Genomic DNA, 2,151 nt, shown 5'->3' with positions numbered 1-2,151 from the left:
GTCTCGCTCAACGCCGAGCATGCCGGTGACGAGCTGCGGATCGCGACGCAGGCTGCGAAGGCTCACAACATGGTAGTCGCCGCCGATGACTATGGCGTGATGGCCCGCGGGGACAAGACCTTCCGCCTGATGTACTACGCCAAGACCGGACCGTCCGCCGGCGATGCCGCCTGGTCCGCGGACGCTTCTACCCCGCATTTCTCACCACACTGATGGTCGCGTGGTTTGGCGGGCTGGCGGCGGGTCGTGGGGGGGATGGGCGAGCGGGGGGCGGACCTTCGGCGGCAGCCGCTCGGGGGGGGCTGGGCGACGCGGTGGATGGTTTCAACTCAGGCACACATCGGGGCGACGACACTCTCGGCGGCTCTACGGAGGTGGCAGCCCGGGGATCGGCCCGAGGGGCAACAGCCGGGGTGTCGAGGGGGCGAGGGGCGACAGCGATTGGAGCTGGCTCAGCACTTGGGCGAACAGCCTTTGGTACGGGTACGCCTCGGACAGGGCCAGCACGATCCGGCGGCAACTGACTGTGATCCGGCCTCCCACTTTGAGCAGCTTCTGGCGGATCGTTCCCGCTTCGGACTGGGCCAGTTCCGTCCCCTCCAGACCGAACGCCCGCACAGCGGCGCACAGCGTGTCGGCACTGGTCGAGAACAGCAGCCGCAACTGGTTCGCGCGGAGGTCTTCGCAGCTCAAGCGGTCCGCGAACAACTGCAACTGCTGCTCCTTGATCCGGTTCTCCATCTCGCCGCGGGCGCAGTACTTCTCTTCGTAGAGCGTGCGTGCGTCGATCTCGTCCGCGGGCAGGTTGGTGACCACGACCCGCGGGTTGGCTCCCTTCGACAGATGCTCCGCCTTGCCGACCACGCGACGCTCGCAACTCCACGAATCGAGGGTCTGATAGGTGAAGTCCTTGAACACTCGCGCGGCTTGGCCGGTGGTCTCGCACTGCTGTCGCGCGGTCTCCAGTTCCGTCGCGATTTCGGCGTTCAGACGGGGGTTCTTCGCCAATCCCAGCAGGTAGTGGACACCGTTCGCTTCGCACCATTGCATGATCGGCTCGCGACAAAAGCCGCTGTCGCCGCGAATGATGATCCGCACGTCGGGCCACGTCTCGCGGAGTCGGGCCACGATCCGCGCCAGGTGCGGCACCGTGCCAGCCGCTCCATCTTGATCGGCCGGACGCAGCAGCGCGAGCAAAGGCCAGTCGCCGCAGAACATGTACAGCGGCAGGTAACAATAATGACCGTAGTAGCCGTGAAAGAACTTGCCGAGCTGATCGCCATGCACCGGGTCGTCGGTGGCGTCGAGGTCCAGCACCAGTTCCGCCGGCGCGTCTTGCCGTGATTGCCACTGAACGAACTGGTCCACCAGCGTGGCGTGCAGTTGGGCGATCGACGCGACGATCTTCTGGTAGCGGCTTGCTTCGTCCGCGCCGACGGGCGTGAGTTCGAGTCGGTTGAGCGTGCTCTTGCCCGCCAGCGGCTTGCCCCGATCGGCCAGTTCGCGGCGGTCCTGGCCAGTGATGTCGCGGCGTCCGCAGACCAACGCCAGCAACGGATCGTGGCGGAGCTGATCGTGATCGGCGAGGTCTTCGTAGCCCAGCGCCAGCCCCATGATCCGCTGGGTGAGCAGTTCTTGAACCGAGAAATCGCAGCGATCGGGATCGCGATGATCGGTGAAGCACCCGGCGAACGGGGCGATGATCCCCAGCCGCGATTCGACCTCCCGCAGCAGCAGAGCCCCGGCGTCGGAGGTGATCCGGCCCCCATCAAACGCGGCCTCGACCGACCGCGAGCCGTGGGGCTGAAAGAGCAATGGCTGACGTGTACACTCTGTCATGACGAGACCGCCTCCTGTGCGTGCTGTGAACTTCAAGCCTCACAACACTTAACGCAGACCGAGGCGGTCTCGCCGTATCAATCTGGTGAGAAATCCGGGCTAAGAGCCTTCTCGCCGCGGCTGCGGGAGTTTCCACCAGCGGCTGCGGCTACTTTCTACATCCGGAACGTCGCGGTCAGCCGACCGGGGAACTGGATTGGCGAGTCGTGGCCCTCGATGCCCTCGGTTTGATCCTGTTCGTCGTGCCCGGCATTATTGCCTTTGCGGTCGACTTCTCCTCGGGCGCGATCTACCTTCCCCCGGGGCAAGGCT

1 protein-coding gene and 1 pseudogene are annotated in these 2,151 nt (G+C 65.5%); one reads left to right on the top strand and one right to left on the bottom strand.

What is annotated here, in order from left to right:
* Window positions 1-213 (top strand): hypothetical protein (locus tag ACK5KK_RS03315; protein ID WP_416888669.1); only part of this gene is annotated, 213 nt, incomplete at its 5' end.
* A 225-nt stretch (window positions 214-438) separates the two neighbouring features.
* Here ACK5KK_RS03315 and ACK5KK_RS03310 read toward each other — a convergent pair.
* Window positions 439-1,839: pseudogene (locus tag ACK5KK_RS03310) on the bottom strand (IS1380 family transposase); the annotation flags it as partial.
* Window positions 1,840-2,151 lie beyond the last annotated feature (312 nt).

The sequence above is a fragment of the Microbacterium sp. genome (genome assembly GCF_047972865.1).
Classification (GTDB): domain Bacteria; phylum Actinomycetota; class Actinomycetes; order Actinomycetales; family Microbacteriaceae; genus Microbacterium.
The sequence above is the reverse complement of the archived record's forward strand: the minus strand, read 5'-3'. Positions and strand labels throughout refer to the sequence as shown.